Genomic DNA, 12800 nt, shown 5'->3' with positions numbered 1-12800 from the left:
CCGCCGGGTCAACAGACCTGAGCCGCATCGACTCAAGTCTTATCCATCCCTTATGCGCAAGGACGCTCTGACCTGCGGCGATGTGGATTGCCGGGGCGGAGGAGGCGGATATTCAAGTTGACGGCGAGGCACCTGAACGCCGGATGCGCCGGTCTCCGCGTCGTACGGAGCCCTGCCGCGCGGGGCTCTGGGAGCCCCCGCGCCGGACTGCCTCAGGGCACGGAGGACCCGGAAGGGCTCGGTGCGGGGACGGGCGCCGGAGGAGTCTGCGCGCACGCGTGGCGGCGCCCCGGAACCGGATGCGCCGGCACGCGCGCGCGTGGCGCCATCGGCGGTGGGCACGCCCCGGGCAGTCCGCTCCTCGGGCCGCCCACGGGTGCCGGGAACCCGGGACTGCGTGCGCGTACCGGAACCCGGGGTCTGCGCGCGGACGCTGTTGAGTTCGGTCGGCCGCCGCGGCGCGTACGCAGGCACCCGCAGCAGCCCGAGGACGACCGCCAGGGCCGCCCCGGCCACCCACAGTACGGCCGTCGGCTCGGCCCAGCCCGTGTGCACCAGCACCCCGACCAGCACCGCGGCGAAGGTGGCGAGACCGAACAGGACGGTCGCGCCCGGCGGAGTCGGCCCGAGCCGGCGCAGCCGGTGCGCGAGATGGTCGGGGCCGCGGCGCAGCAGGGGACGCCCGGCCAGCTTCCGCGACACGAGGACCAGCACGGCGTCGGCGCTCGCCGTGGCGGTGAGCGCGAACAGCACCGCCACGGTGGAGACCGTGCCGTACCCGGTACGGGTGAGGAGGGCCGCGGAGGCGACCACGAAGCCGGTGAACAGCGAGCCGCCGGACCCGAACGCGACCCGCGCCGGATGCCAGTTGTGCATCAGGAAGCCGGTGAGGGCGGCGGCCAGCACGCTCAGCAGCACCGCGAGGTCGTCCATCACCTCGGCCGCCGCGCACACGCCCACCCCGAACGCGGTGAGCACTCCCACGGTGCCCGCGAGGCCGTCCGCGTGATCGAGTCCCCGGAAGGCGGCGGCCACACAGGCGATCCAGACCACGGCGGCGATCCCGGCCACCGGCCCGATCTCGTCGTACGGCACCACGCAGGCCGCCGCGAGGGCCGTACCGACGAGCAGGAACGGCGTCTTCAGCCGCCATACGTCCGCGGCGGTCCCGAGTACGGCGACCGCCGCGCCCGCGGCGAGCAGCCTGCCCACCCCGTCGCCCAGCGGGGCGGTACCCGTCCAGCCGCCGGCCGCGGCGACCAGGCAGGTGCTGAGCACCACGGCCAGGCCGCCGAGCAGCGGCAAGGGGCGTGCCCGCCTCCTGCGGTCGACGAGACCCAGCCGGAGCGCGAGCACTCGGAGCAGCGCCGAGAGCAGGGCGGCGAGGAGGAGAGCGGTGATGGCGGTGGCGATCCCGTATAGCACGGTTCTTAAATTAGGGGTATATGGGGCGATCGGGTGCGAATAACACGATCGGAACGCGACTGGATTCCCGGGCGGCCCCCAGGCACCCCCCGGACGGCCCTCAAGGTGCCGCTCAGCGACCCAGATCACCCCGCGCCCGGCTGCATTGCGACAGAGGATGGGGGTAGTCTCAGACGGACTACATAAGTTACCGCTCAGTAATCTCGAGGCCGCCTCAGGAGCCCCCATGCAACTCGCCGCGATCATCGTGTCGCTGGTCCTGACCGTGGTCGGCGTCGCGCTGCTCGCCCGTGCCATCGGCCAGTTCATCCGGTACTTCAAGCTGGGCCAGCCCGTACCCGCCGGCACCCGTACCGACAACCCCTACCAGCGCAGCGTGACCCTGGTCCGGGAGTTCCTCGGCCACACCCGGATGAACCGGTGGGGCATCGTGGGCGTCGCCCACTGGTTCGTGGCCGTCGGCTTCCTGACGCTGCCGCCCACCCTCGCGCAGGCGTTCGGCCAGTTGTTCCGGGCCGACTGGACGCTGCCGGTCATCGGCGACTTCCTGCCGTTCGAGATGTACATCGAGTTCATCGGCGTGATGACCGTCCTCGGCATCGCCGTGCTCATCGCGATCCGGCTGCTGAGCCTGCCGTCCCGGCCCGGCCGCAAGTCCCGCTTCGCCGGCTCCAAGGCCGGCCAGGCGTACTTCGTCGAGTACGTCATCCTCACCATCGGCCTCGCGATCTACGTCCTGCGCGGGCTGGAGGGCGCGCTGCACCACGTGGAGCACTACGAGGCCGGGTACTTCGCCTCGTACCCGCTGGTGCTCGCCTTCAAGGGCCTGTCGGCCGGCACCCTGCAGAACCTGGTCTACCTGACCGCGATGATCAAGATCGGCACGTCCTTCGTGTGGATGATCGTGGTCTCCCTGAACACCAACATGGGCGTGGCCTGGCACCGCTTCCTGGCCTTCCCGAACATCTGGTTCAAGCGCGAGGCCGACGGCGGTACGGCCCTGGGCGCCCTTCAGCCCATGACCTCCGGCGGCAAGGCGATCGACTTCACCGACCCCGGCGAGGACGACGTCTTCGGCGTCTCCCAGGTCGAGCAGTTCTCCTGGAAGGGCCTGCTGGACTTCTCCACCTGCACCGAGTGCGGCCGCTGCCAGTCGCAGTGCCCGGCCTGGAACACCGGCAAGCCGCTCTCCCCCAAGCTGCTGATCATGTCGCTGCGCGACCACGCGCACGCCAAGGCCCCGTACCTGCTGGCCGGCGGCGGCAAGTCGATGGAGGGCGAGGAGAAGGCGTCCGCCGAGCAGCTGAAGGACGTCCCGGCGGCGGCGCTCGCGGAGGCCGAGCGCCCGCTGATCGGCACGCTCGAGGCGAGCGGCGTCATCGACCCGGACGTCCTGTGGTCCTGCACCACCTGCGGCGCCTGCGTCGAGCAGTGCCCGGTCGACATCGAGCACGTCGACCACATCGTCGACATGCGCCGCTACCAGGTCATGATCGAGTCCTCGTTCCCGTCCGAGGCGGGCACGATGCTCAAGAACCTGGAGAAGAAGGGCAACCCCTGGGGCCTGGCCAAGAAGCAGCGCCTGGAGTGGACCAAGGAGGTCGACTTCGACGTCCCGGTCGTCGGCAAGGACATCGAGGACCTCTCCGAGGTCGACTACCTGTACTGGGTCGGCTGCGCCGGCGCCCTGGAGGACCGCGCCAAGAAGACCACCAAGGCCTTCGCGGAGCTGCTGCACATCGCGGGCGTGAAGTTCGCGATCATGGGCGGCGACGAGAAGTGCACCGGTGACTCCGCCCGCCGCCTCGGCAACGAGCCCCTGTTCCAGGAACTCGGCATGGAGAACGTCACCGCGCTGAACATGGCCTTCGGCGAGGAGACCGACGACGAGGGCAACGTCACCCCCGAGTCCAGGAAGCCGAAGTCGGCGAAGAGGATCGTCGCCACCTGCCCGCACTGCCTCAACACGCTCGGCAACGAGTACCCGCAGCTCGGCGGCGACTACGAGGTCATCCACCACACCCAGCTGCTCCAGCACCTGGTGGACGAGGGCAAGCTGGTCCCGGTCACCCCGGTCGAGGGCATCATCACCTACCACGACCCCTGCTACCTGGGCCGCCACAACAAGATCTACACGCCTCCGCGCGAGATCATCGGCAAGGTCCCGGGCCTCAGGAACGAGGAGATGCACCGCCACAAGGAGCGCGGCTTCTGCTGCGGCGCCGGCGGCGCCCGGATGTGGATGGAGGAGCGGATCGGCAAGCGCATCAACGACGAGCGCGTCGACGAAGCCCTTTCGCTGAACCCGGACATCGTCTCGACGGCCTGCCCGTTCTGCCTGGTCATGCTCACGGACTCCGTGAACGGCAAGAAGAACGACGGAAAGGCCAAGGAGTCCGTCCAGGTCGTGGACGTCGCCCAGCTGCTCCTCGACTCCGTCAGGACGCCGGTCGACCCGGCGGGCGAGGCGGCCGACGAGAGCGAGCCGGAGCCCGCGCCGGTGAAGTAGGCGGCCCGGCGCCCCCGCGTCCGACGCCCCCGTGCCCGTACGGGCACGGGGGCGTCGCCGTGTTTCCGGGAGCGCTACGCGCTCTTGGGCGCGGCCTGCTGCACGACCTCGAAGGACCACAGGGTGGAGCCGGTGGCCGCGGGCTTCGGCCGCTCCCCTCCCTCACCCCCGCCGGCGCCCTGATGCGCGGCCTTCATCGGCCCCTCCAGCCAGGCCCGGAACGACTCCTCGTCACGCCAGCGCGTGTAGACGAGATAGGTGTCGGTGCCCTCGACAGGGCGCAGGAGCTCGAACCACTCGAACCCGTCGGAGTTCTCGACCGCGTGCGCCCGGGAGGCGAACCGCTTCTCCAGCGTCTCGCGCTGCTCGGCGGGCACGGTCAGTACGTTGATCTTGACTACGCTCATGGTCCCATCCTGCCCGGTGGCCCCCGGGCCGCCACTCAGCGCCTCCGTGGTCGCCGCCATGGTCCGGAAAGCTCCCGCCCGACGCCTCGGAGCACCCCGTGAACGCCCCTGAGAAGAGCCCGGAACGCCCCCTAGGGGATGTCACAGCTCGGACCCAAAGCCCTGCCGGAACACCCGGCCCCGCACGCGACTTGCCGGGCTCGGGTACGTTCGATGACGTGGCTGGATTCAGGAGCGGACGCGGCGGCAGGAACGACCGTGCCCCGCAAGCGCGGACCCAACGACCTCCGTACGGGCGGCAGGCGCCCCAGGCCCCCTCGTACGGCTATCCCCCGGCGCAGCAACGGCCGCCGTACGGAGGCGGCGGCGCCCAGTGGCCCCAGGCCGACGGCAGCGGCTACGGCGGCGGCCAGGGCGAGCCGGAGTACTTCGGCGGCGGCTACCCGCAGGGCGGCCCCGACCCGTACGCGGCCAACAACCCAGGCCACACGCAGGCGTTCGTCGTCGGCGAGGACCCCTACAGCCAGAGTGGGACCTACCGCGCGGGCTCGGCGCCGGCCGGCCCGATCGGCCCGCGTCTGCACTGGACGGACCTGCTGCGGGGCATAGTCCTGTCCCCCAAGCAGACCTTCCTCCAGATGCGCGACTACACGATGTGGGGCCCCGCCCTCATAGTGACGTTCCTCTACGGACTGCTCGCGGTCTTCGGCTTCGACGGCGCCCGCGAGGACGCCATCAACGCCACCCTCTCCAACGCGGTCCCGATCGTCCTGATCACCGCCGTGGCCATAGTGGTCAGCTCCTTCATCCTCGGTGTGGTCACCCACACCCTGGCCCGCCAGCTCGGCGGCGACGGAGCTTGGCAGCCCACGGTCGGACTGTCCATGCTGATCGCGTCGATCACGGACGCGCCGCGTCTCCTCGTCGCCATGTTCCTCGGCGGCGACGCGGGCTTCGTCCAGCTCGTCGGCTGGGCGACCTGGGTCGCGTGCGGCGCCCTGCTGACCCTCATGGTCAGCCGTTCCCACGACCTGCCCTGGCCCAAGGCCCTGGGCGCCTCGGCGATCCAGCTGATCGCACTGCTGTCGATCGTGAAGCTCGGCACGTTCTAGCGTTCCGGCCTTCCAGCAGCCCACCAGCACACAAGGGGCCCGGCGACGATGCGCCGGGCCCCTTGCTCGTCCTCTGCTGTCAGAGCTTGCCGCCGATCTCACACGCCCTGCACGGCGGCTGCCCGCAGGTGCACTGCATGACGGCCTCTACGACCCCGCGGTCGTGGTACAGGCACTCGTCCTTGCAGGTGTGGCGCGGGATGAAGCCCGCCGGGATCTCGCCGGGCCACGGCTCGTGGCCGTCCCGGCAGCGGGCGAACCGCTCGGGATCGGTGGAGTGCAGGTCGTGCATGCTCGACCGTGCCTTGTCCTCCAGCTCCCGCACTCGCTCCACCAGGCTCTTCAGCTCGGCGGCGATGCCGACGTACTGGTCGGTGCCGGTCCTCACGTGCGCGGCCCGCAACGCCATCGCCGCGTTGCCCAGAAACCTGCCGGCGTCCTGAAGGTCGGTCACGTGATGCAACTGAATGCCGTTCACGCCTCGTACCCACACGGCGTCCATGTTGCTCACCGATCCGCCCTCCTTGGTTTTCTGCGAGACAGTATGCGTGGCGCCGGTGCCTCCGCATAAGAAAAATCAATCTATTTACCGAAACTAAAGGTCTCGGTCGCCACCGTCCAGCAAAATTCGGAGTGAGTCGGCTCACTCCTCCCCTCACGGTGGATCTTCCACTGGCCCCCCGCGGCGCCCGGCTGATCAACGAGGCCGCTCGATCATGTGCTGATGCGCACACCGCGGGCTGCCGGAGCAAGAGAAGGGCGGGCGACCCCTCCCCCGACTTGACACGCCCATTGACGAGACGTCTCCTTGAAGAGCGGAAACAGTTGCGGCGATCGCTTTTCCAGCGCGCCGCACACTTCGTGAGCGTCCAGTGGTTTCCGGAGCAATAATGGCCACTTACGAATATCTATGCAGCCATTGCGGCCCTTTCGATGTGAAATTGACGATCGGAACGGCACCCAAGACATATGGCTGCCCTTTCTGTGCGGACGCCGCGAGGCGTCTGTACTCCGCGCCCGGCCTGTCGACGACCTCGAGCGCGTCCGCCGCCCTCCATGAACGGGAGGAGCAGGCCCGTGAGGCCCCGGCAGTGGTCTCCGAAGTGCCGCCGCGCACAAGGCCGGAGCCGCGACCGCACCCCGCGCTCTCGCGGTTGCCGCGTCCCTGACTGTCTCCACCCCACGCGGAGTCAGGAGGTGCGTCCCGGTGGGAAATGTGGGACTCCTCTTTGTCGGTGCAGTGCTCTTCATGAATGGGTTGCTGCTTCTCGGCAAGGTCGACGCCCGAGCAGGAGCAGTGTTCAACCTATTCGTAGGCACCCTGCAGGTAGTGACGCCGACTTACCTCATCTTCACCTCCGGCGGCGACCCCAAGAAGATCCTGGCGGCATCCGGAATCTACCTGTTCGCCTTCACCTACCTCTATGTGGGTATCAGCCTGCTCGCCGACCTCGACACCACCGGGGTCGGCTATTACTCATTGTTTGTGGCAATTGCCGCCCTGGGATATTCGTACGCCAATTTCCGACTCTTGAAGGACTACCCCTTCGGGGCCATCTGGCTCTACTGGGCCTTGCTGTGGTTCCTGTTCTTCCTGCTGCTCGGTCTCAAGATGGACCACCTCAGGATCTATACGGGCTGGATCACCGCGATCGAGGGCTGGGTCACCGGTGTCATTCCCGCGGGGCTGCTGCTCTCCGGCTACTGGAAGCACCCCACCGAGACCGCCATCGCCCTGGGGGTCTTCGGCGTGCTGATGTTCGTGGGGCTGTGGCCGCGCACCCGTCAATCGCCTCAGCCCACCCAAGCCGCTCCGCCGGCCAATGGTGCGGGCGCTCCAACGTCACCGGATCAGAAGTGAGGAGCTGTCATGCCCGAAATCCTCTTCAGCGTGGACCAGAGCAAGTCGATGCGTGAGCAGGACGTTCCCGGACACAACAGGTGGCACCCCGACATCCCCAGCGCCACCATGGTGAAGCCGGGAGCGGAGTTCCGCATCGAGTGCCGCGACTGGACCGACTGCCAGATCGGCAACAACGACTCCGCCAACGATGTGCGCGACATCGACCTGACCGTCCCTCACATGCTCAGCGGGCCGATAGGCGTGGAGGGCGCCGAACCCGGCGACCTGCTCGTCGTCGACATCCTCGACCTCGGTCCCGTGCCGCAGCAGAGCGGGGACGCGGCCGGCCAGGGCTGGGGCTACACCGGCATCTTCGCCAAGACCAACGGCGGAGGCTTCCTGACCGACTACTTCCCGGACTCCTACAAGGCCGTCTGGAACTTCCACGGCCAACAGGCGGTCTCCCGCCACCTGCCCGGCATCCGCTACACCGGAATCACCCACCCCGGGCTGTTCGGAACGGCCCCGTCCGCCGAGATGCTCGGCCGCTGGAACGCCCGCGAGAAGGCGCTGATCGACACCGACCCGAACCGGGTCCCGCCCCTCGCCATACCTCCGGACGCCAGCAACGCGCTCGCCGGCACGGCCACCGGAGACCTCGCCAACCGCATCGCCGCGGAAGGCGCACGCACGGTGCCGGCCCGTGAGAACGGCGGCAACCAGGACATCAAGAACATGACCCGCGGTTCGCGGGCCTTCTTCCCCGTGTACGTCAAGGACGCCAAGCTCTCCGCGGGCGACCTGCACTTCAGCCAGGGCGACGGAGAGATCAGCTTCTGCGGCGCCATCGAGATGGGCGGCTTCATCGACTTCCACGTCGACCTGATCAAGGGCGGCATGGAGAAGTACGGCATCACCACCAACCCGGTGTTCATGCCCGGTAACGTCGAGCCGCGCTACACGGAGTTCATCAGCTTCATCGGTGTCTCCGTCGACCACGACACGGACACCAACTTCTACATGGACGCGACGCTTGCCTACCGGCGGGCCTGCCTCAACGCGGTCGAGTACTTCAAGAGGTTCGGCTACAGCGGCGAGCAGGCCTACCTGCTGCTCGGCTCCGCGCCCATAGAGGGACGCATCAGCGGCATCGTCGACATCCCGAACGCCTGCTGCTCGCTGTACGTGCCCACCGCCATGTTCGACTTCGACGTCCGGCCGTCCGCCACCGGCCCGGTGAAGGCCGACCGCGGCCAGGCGGCACTGACCACCGCCTGACCGGACCGCGCACAGGAACGGCCCCGCAGCGCGTGCTGCGGGGCCGTACGGCGTTCGAGGCGGCGCTACGGGATCTCTCGCTACAGGGCGTCCTTCGAGGGCGTGATCGGCGTACCGGCCTTGCGGCACGGGGGCAGCACGGACCACGGGAAGTTGATCCAGTCGTCGGTGCGCTTCCAGACGTACTCGCACTTCACGAGCGACTGGGACTTCTCGTAGATGACGGCGCTGCGCACCTCGGCGACGGTGTCCAGGCAGAAGTCGCGGACCAGCTTGAGCGTCTTGCCGGTGTCGGCGACGTCGTCCGTGATCAGGACCTTCTTGTCGGAGAAGTCGATGACGTTGGGCACGGGCGCGAGCATGACGGGCATCTCGAGCGTGGTGCCGACGCCGGTGTAGAACTCCACGTTGACCAGGTGGATGTTCTTGCAGTCGAGGGCGTAGGCGAGGCCACCGGCGACGAAGACACCGCCGCGCGCGATGCTGAGCACGATGTCCGGCTCGTACCCGTCGTCGGCGATGGTCTGCGCGAGCTCGCGCACGGCGACACCGAAGTCCTCGTAGGTGAGGTTCTCTCGTATCTCGGTCATGTCGTGGGTGCCCCTCACACCTGCGTGCGGTGGAAGTTGACGTAGGAGCGGGAGGCGGTGGGCCCGCGCTGCCCCTGGTACCGGGAGCCGTAGCGTTCGCTGCCGTACGGGGCCTCGGCGGGCGAGCTGAGCCGGAACAGGCACAGCTGCCCGATCTTCATCCCGGGCCAGAGCTTGATCGGCAGCGTCGCGAGGTTCGACAGCTCCAGGGTCACGTGCCCGGAGAACCCGGGATCGATGAACCCGGCGGTGGAGTGGGTGACCAGCCCGAGCCGCCCGAGCGAGCTCTTGCCCTCGAGCCGGGAGGCGAGGTCGTCGGGAAGCGTGATGACCTCGTACGTCGAAGCGAGGACGAACTCACCCGGGTGCAGGATGAACGGCTCGTCGCCCTCCGGCTCGACCAGCCGGGTGAGGTCGGGCTGCTCGACGGAGGGGTCGATGTGGGGGTAGCGGTGATTCTCGAACACCCGGAAGTAGCGGTCCAGCCGCACATCGATGCTCGACGGCTGCACCATGGATTCGTCGAAGGGATCGATCCGCACCCGCCCGGCGTCGATCTCGGCCCGGATGTCCTTGTCTGAGAGAAGCACGTAGCGAGGATACGCAAGGCGCGCGGAGCCCCCACAATCAGGACGGCTCCACGCGCCGGTACCGCGATGCTGCCGCTACCGCTTCTGAAGTGCCACGGGCACCGCACTGCGGAGCCTGGCACACCGTGGACACCTCATGAGCCGGCCGGGGCCGAGCCGCTCGGCCTGCTGCATCGGGAACGAAGCGGTGCTGAACACGTGCCCCTCGGCACAACGGACGACGGTGCGCTCCATCAAGTCCCTAAAGTCCCTTCCCCAGAACCGCGTCTGGCCTCTCGCCGCCTGACGACAAAAGCCACAGTACGGGATCAAAGAGACGTGCCACCAGACGGCACTCCGGCCTCACAGGACCCCTCTCGCGCACCCCCACCGTACGCCCCAACTCCGTTCCCCCGCAGCGCCACTCCCCTCTTCGAACGCACGCCGGCCCCACGGCTCAAACACCGGGGGCCAGGGATGGGGTACAGTGAGCGCCGGACCCGAACTCCGGTCGGCGTCTTACGCGGGTGTAGTTTAATGGTAGAACATCAGCTTCCCAAGCTGAGAGCGCGAGTTCGATTCTCGTCACCCGCTCCAGCAGAAACCCCCAGGCCAAAGGCCCGGGGGTTCTTTGTTGTCCAGACCGGTAGGCGGCTATCGCGCCCCAGGAGGGACAACACACCACCGACTACGGCTCGCGACCTGCTCAGCGCCACTCCGCGGCCCGTCGGCCGTGGAACCGCCGCTACTCGTTCACCAGCACCGGGATGGAGACCACGGCGGCGGCAGGGGTGCCATGGATGCCCTTGGCGGGGATGGTGAAGTCGATTCCCTCGTTCTCGGCCTGCGGGCCGGAGTGCTCCCCGTGGGCGTGGGCCGCCTCGCCCTCCTCGGCGTGCTCGAAGCTGCCGGTGCCCAGCAGGCGGCCCTGGGCGTCGTAGTAGGCGGCACGCAACTCGAGGGCGATGAGGTCGCTGACGTCGGAGGTGACGACCAGGTGTCCGGTGACGGCGGCCGGTCCCTTGGCGAGGGCGAGCTTGGTGATCCGGACCCGGTCGGTGAAGGGCCCGTCCGAGATACGGACCTCACCGGGGGTGGCGGCGGGGCTGAGGCTGGCCGCCGGAGCGGGGGCGGAACGGGGCGCGGGCAGGGCGAGTTCGCTGGACGTGGCCGACGACGCCGTGCTGTGCGGCCGGCTGTCCTGACCGTTGTCGGCGGAGCAACCGGTGAGTGCGCCGAGCACGAGGACACCCACGGCCGTGGCGGAGGCGACGCGAACACGGGTACGACTGCGGGGGCTGGCGGGAAGGGGCATGGATAGGACTCCTGGTACGTACTCGGGACGGTCGGCGCCCGGCCGACGGCTTCCACGACCCTGGGCTGCCGGCACTGGCCGGTCGGCCTTCGACAGAAGCGGGTGCGGAAACCGGACGGGGCCGGGAACGCGGTATGCGCTCCCGGCCCCGCTTCACGTGATCAGTGCTGCTGCTTGGCCGGCTGCGAGCGGAACAGCGACGTGTACATCTTCCGGTACAGGTCGGTGTTGTCCTGGCTGGCGCCGAAGACGTCGGCGCCGGGGCCGAAGGCGTAGATCGGCACGTCGGCACCGGTGTGGTTGCCCGACAGGTAGGTCAGCCAGAGGCTGGCCTCCGGGGAGCCGTCCTTGACGCCCGCGGGGTCGTCGGCGGTGCGGAAGGTGGCCGGGGCGAAGTTCTTCGCGTCACCCGCGCCGGCGCCGTTGACGATGCCGGTGGAGCGGGTCCGGTCCAGGACGTTGCCACCGGCGCGCGACGGCGTGGAGTTGTTCGCCGTGTTGCCCGAGTCGACGTTCACCGGAGGCGCGGCCGCCTCGGCGTTGGTGAAGCTGCCACGCTCGATGATGTTGAAGCCGGCGCACTCGTGGTCGGCGGTGACGACGACCAGGGTGTGGCCGTCCTTCTTGGCGAAGTCGACCGCGGCCTTGACGGCGTCGTCGAACGCCTTGACCTCGTCAAGGGTCTGCTCAGCGTCGTTGGCGTGCGAGCGCTTGTCGATCAGTGCGCCCTCGATCTGGAGCAGGAAGCCCTTCTTGGAGGCGCCGTCCAGCAGGGAGATGGACTTCTTGGTCATCTCCGCCAGGGTCGGCTCCTGCTTCTCGGCGGCACCCGCCGGAAGCTTGGCCTTGGCGTTCTCCACGGTCAGGTTGCCGCGGTTGAACAGGCCGACGACCTTGCCCTTCTTGGCCTTGTCAAGCTCGGACTTGGTGGCGACCTGCTGGCTGGCGGCGGTCTGCTCGCTGAGCCCCGCGTCACCGAAGCTGCCGAGGACCTGGTAGCCCTGGGCCTTCATCGCCTTCTCGTCGTCCGGCTGGAAGCGGGACAGGCCGCCACCGAAGATGACGTCAGCGACGCCGTTGCGGGCGATCTGCTGGGCGATCGGGGTGATCAGGGTCGTGTCGGCCGGCTTGTTCTCGTACGTGCCGTCAGCGTTCTTCGGCAGGCACGCGGCGTCGGAGTAGGTCGGGCCCTGGCAGCCGCGGAGCAGCGCGTGGCTGAACATGCCGGCCGGGGTGGCGTCGGTGATCTCAGCGGTGGAGACGTTGCCCGTGGCGAAGCCGGCCTTCTTGGCCTGCTCCATCAGGGTCGGCGTGGACTTCTCGTACGAGTCCACGCCGATGGCGGCGTTGTAGGTCTTCACGCCGGACGCCCAGGCGGTGGCCGAGCTGGCGGAGTCGGTGACCAGTGCGGGCTGGTCGCTGTCCTTCTCGACGGCGTACGTCGAGACGGCGCCGTAGACGGGCAGGCGCTCCATGTTGAGCTTGCCCGCGGCGCCGTAGAAGCGCTCACGCCCGGCGGTGACGTGGGTGCGGCCCATGCCGTCGCCGAGCAGGTAGATGACGTTTCGGATGTCCTTGCCCTTGGCAGGGGTGTCCTTGGGCGCGGAGTTGGCCGCCGCCGGCATGCTGGCGGCCAGCGCGCCCGCAGTGGCGAGGACCGTCAGGATTCTGACGGATTTGCGCATCGCCGATGCTCCTCGATCGATGAGGCGTTCACGGCTCCTCTTGTGGCAGCCATGAACGCGCCCGGCG

12 protein-coding genes and 1 tRNA gene are annotated in these 12800 nt (G+C 68.8%); 6 read left to right on the top strand and 7 right to left on the bottom strand.

All coding sequences use genetic code 11. The annotated features are described in order from the left end of the window. Window positions 1-39: 39 nt before the first annotated feature. Window positions 40-1425, bottom strand: coding sequence for an undecaprenyl/decaprenyl-phosphate alpha-N-acetylglucosaminyl 1-phosphate transferase (locus ACIQFZ_RS18905; protein WP_402691731.1), 1386 nt, complete (start codon window positions 1423-1425; stop codon window positions 40-42). Window positions 1426-1651: 226 nt separating this feature from the next. Between ACIQFZ_RS18905 and ACIQFZ_RS18900 the strand changes: the two genes are divergently transcribed. Next, window positions 1652-3934, top strand: coding sequence for a (Fe-S)-binding protein (locus ACIQFZ_RS18900; protein ID WP_402691730.1), 2283 nt, complete (start codon window positions 1652-1654; stop codon window positions 3932-3934). Window positions 3935-4008: 74 nt separating this feature from the next. On the opposite strand, the gene ACIQFZ_RS18895 is transcribed toward ACIQFZ_RS18900, so the two are convergent. Then, entirely contained in the window at window positions 4009-4341 is a 333-nt protein-coding gene (locus tag ACIQFZ_RS18895) for an antibiotic biosynthesis monooxygenase family protein (RefSeq protein ID WP_402691729.1), read from the bottom strand. 218 nt (window positions 4342-4559) lie between these two features. Here ACIQFZ_RS18895 and ACIQFZ_RS18890 point away from each other — a divergent pair, with 218 nt between their 5' ends. Beyond that, complete coding sequence (locus ACIQFZ_RS18890) at window positions 4560-5453, top strand: Yip1 family protein (protein ID WP_402691728.1); 894 nt, start codon at window positions 4560-4562, stop codon at window positions 5451-5453. A 79-nt stretch (window positions 5454-5532) separates the two neighbouring features. Here ACIQFZ_RS18890 and ACIQFZ_RS18885 read toward each other — a convergent pair whose 3' ends face one another. Next, window positions 5533-5955, bottom strand: coding sequence for a hypothetical protein (locus ACIQFZ_RS18885; protein ID WP_365429024.1), 423 nt, complete (start codon window positions 5953-5955; stop codon window positions 5533-5535). A 388-nt stretch (window positions 5956-6343) separates the two neighbouring features. On the opposite strand from ACIQFZ_RS18885, the gene ACIQFZ_RS18880 reads away from it, so the two are divergent. Genes ACIQFZ_RS18880 through fmdA form a run of 3 tightly spaced genes read left to right on the top strand, consistent with a single transcriptional unit; the run spans window position 6344 to window position 8574 of the window. Further along, the gene (locus ACIQFZ_RS18880) at window positions 6344-6622 is read left to right on the top strand and encodes an FmdB family zinc ribbon protein (RefSeq protein ID WP_402691727.1); all 279 of its coding nucleotides are present in this window, start codon (window positions 6344-6346) and stop codon (window positions 6620-6622) included. A 38-nt stretch (window positions 6623-6660) separates the two neighbouring features. Further along, entirely contained in the window at window positions 6661-7314 is a 654-nt protein-coding gene (locus ACIQFZ_RS18875) for an AmiS/UreI family transporter (RefSeq protein ID WP_383055726.1), read from the top strand. Window positions 7315-7323: 9 nt separating this feature from the next. After that, a complete protein-coding gene (gene fmdA / locus ACIQFZ_RS18870; RefSeq protein ID WP_365429018.1) occupies window positions 7324-8574 on the top strand; it encodes a formamidase in 1251 nt (416 codons plus the stop codon). An 80-nt stretch (window positions 8575-8654) separates the two neighbouring features. On the opposite strand, the gene ACIQFZ_RS18865 is transcribed toward fmdA, so the two are convergent. After that, window positions 8655-9164, bottom strand: a complete 510-nt coding sequence (locus ACIQFZ_RS18865) for a phosphoribosyltransferase (protein ID WP_361427147.1) — start codon at window positions 9162-9164, stop codon at window positions 8655-8657. A 14-nt stretch (window positions 9165-9178) separates the two neighbouring features. After that, window positions 9179-9754 (bottom strand): dCTP deaminase, encoded by a 576-nt coding sequence (dcd, locus tag ACIQFZ_RS18860; RefSeq protein WP_361427150.1) that lies wholly within the window; start codon window positions 9752-9754, stop codon window positions 9179-9181. Window positions 9755-10256: 502 nt separating this feature from the next. Here dcd and ACIQFZ_RS18855 point away from each other — a divergent pair. After that, window positions 10257-10330 (top strand) — tRNA-Gly (locus ACIQFZ_RS18855). Window positions 10331-10478: 148 nt separating this feature from the next. Here the strand turns inward: ACIQFZ_RS18855 and ACIQFZ_RS18850 are convergent. Both ACIQFZ_RS18850 and ACIQFZ_RS18845 read right to left on the bottom strand, forming a co-directional pair. Then, window positions 10479-11048, bottom strand: coding sequence for a hypothetical protein (locus tag ACIQFZ_RS18850; RefSeq protein ID WP_365419468.1), 570 nt, complete (start codon window positions 11046-11048; stop codon window positions 10479-10481). 161 nt (window positions 11049-11209) lie between these two features. Then, window positions 11210-12733 carry an alkaline phosphatase gene (locus tag ACIQFZ_RS18845; RefSeq protein WP_365419471.1) on the bottom strand — a complete coding sequence of 508 codons (1524 nt, stop codon included), beginning with the start codon at window positions 12731-12733 and terminating at the stop codon, window positions 11210-11212. Window positions 12734-12800: the final 67 nt, after the last annotated feature.

The organism is Streptomyces sp. NPDC093064 (genome assembly GCF_044754605.1).
In the GTDB taxonomy this organism is placed as follows: Bacteria; Actinomycetota; Actinomycetes; order Streptomycetales; family Streptomycetaceae; genus Streptomyces.
Note: the sequence above shows the minus strand (reverse complement) of the source record. Positions and strands in the feature narration are given on the sequence as shown.

What these genes read in the sequence shown, in the direction of transcription:
- ACIQFZ_RS18900 (WP_402691730.1), top strand. Translation starts at nt 1,652, where the DNA reads ATGCAACTCGCCGCGATCATCGTGTCGCTGGTCCTGACCGTGGTCGGC.
- ACIQFZ_RS18895 (WP_402691729.1), bottom strand. Translation starts at nt 4,341, where the DNA reads ATGAGCGTAGTCAAGATCAACGTACTGACCGTGCCCGCCGAGCAGCGC.
- ACIQFZ_RS18885 (WP_365429024.1), bottom strand. Translation starts at nt 5,955, where the DNA reads ATGGACGCCGTGTGGGTACGAGGCGTGAACGGCATTCAGTTGCATCAC.
- ACIQFZ_RS18880 (WP_402691727.1), top strand. Translation starts at nt 6,344, where the DNA reads ATGGCCACTTACGAATATCTATGCAGCCATTGCGGCCCTTTCGATGTG.
- fmdA (WP_365429018.1), top strand. Translation starts at nt 7,324, where the DNA reads ATGCCCGAAATCCTCTTCAGCGTGGACCAGAGCAAGTCGATGCGTGAG.
- ACIQFZ_RS18865 (WP_361427147.1), bottom strand. Translation starts at nt 9,164, where the DNA reads ATGACCGAGATACGAGAGAACCTCACCTACGAGGACTTCGGTGTCGCC.
- ACIQFZ_RS18850 (WP_365419468.1), bottom strand. Translation starts at nt 11,048, where the DNA reads ATGCCCCTTCCCGCCAGCCCCCGCAGTCGTACCCGTGTTCGCGTCGCC.
- ACIQFZ_RS18845 (WP_365419471.1), bottom strand. Translation starts at nt 12,733, where the DNA reads ATGCGCAAATCCGTCAGAATCCTGACGGTCCTCGCCACTGCGGGCGCG.